Annotated in this window: 2 tRNA genes and 2 rRNA genes; all 4 read left to right on the top strand. The window is 53.9% G+C overall.

The annotated features are described in order from the left end of the window. Positions 1–405 (top strand): 16S ribosomal RNA (locus IAG25_RS41140); the annotation flags it as partial. Between the two features lie 62 nt (positions 406–467). Then, positions 468–544 (top strand) — tRNA-Ile (locus IAG25_RS41145). A gap of 48 nt (positions 545–592) precedes the next feature. Continuing rightward, positions 593–668 (top strand) — tRNA-Ala (locus tag IAG25_RS41150). Between the two features lie 287 nt (positions 669–955). Then, positions 956–1,048 (top strand): 23S ribosomal RNA (locus IAG25_RS41155); the annotation flags it as partial.

Genomic DNA, 1,048 nt, shown 5'->3' on the forward strand with positions numbered 1-1,048 from the left:
AAGAGCACTCTAAGGAGACTGCCGGTGACAAACCGGAGGAAGGTGGGGATGACGTCAAGTCCTCATGGCCCTTATGGGTAGGGCTTCACACGTCATACAATGGTCGGAACAGAGGGTTGCCAAACCGCGAGGTGGAGCCAATCCCAGAAAACCGATCGTAGTCCGGATCGCAGTCTGCAACTCGACTGCGTGAAGCTGGAATCGCTAGTAATCGCGGATCAGCATGCCGCGGTGAATACGTTCCCGGGTCTTGTACACACCGCCCGTCACACCATGGGAGTGGGTTTCACCAGAAGTAGGTAGCCTAACCTGCGAAGGAGGGCGCTTACCACGGTGGGATTCATGACTGGGGTGAAGTCGTAACAAGGTAGCCGTATCGGAAGGTGCGGCTGGATCACCTCCTTTCTCGAGCTTCGCACGCAACATTAAGCGCTCACGCTTATCGGCTGTTGTTTAAGACAGGCTAAGGGTCTGTAGCTCAGTCGGTTAGAGCACCGTCTTGATAAGGCGGGGGTCGTTGGTTCGAATCCAACCAGACCCACCACCCGAAAAGCGTGCTGATGGGGCAACAGCTCATGGTCAGGCCACGAAAGGGGGATTAGCTCAGCTGGGAGAGCACCTGCTTTGCAAGCAGGGGGTCGTCGGTTCGATCCCGTCATCCTCCACCAAGTCCTCAATGCACAGCGCTGAATGGCGATTCAACGTTGTGCATTGGCGACTATAGCCAGTTGATGCTGTTGGGTAGTGAAGTGACCCAATCGGCTAAACGTTCTTTAACAATCTGGAAGAAGTAGTAAAGAGATGCGCTGAAAGCACTTAGAGATGGGTGTGAGTAGGGGCATCAGGGTAGTGATTGTATCAAGTATGAAAAGGTGATCGAAAGATTGCTTTGGAATACGGCACAACGCGAATACTCAGCCTATGACGAGGGTGTTGAGAGACACACTCGTTATAGGGTCAAGCGAACAAGTGCATGTGGTGGATGCCTTGGCGATCACAGGCGATGAAGGACGCGGTAGCCTGCGAAAAGCGGTGGGGAGCTGGCAAA

Source organism: Caballeronia sp. EK (assembly GCF_014384845.1).
Lineage (GTDB): Bacteria > Pseudomonadota > Gammaproteobacteria > Burkholderiales > Burkholderiaceae > Caballeronia > Caballeronia jiangsuensis.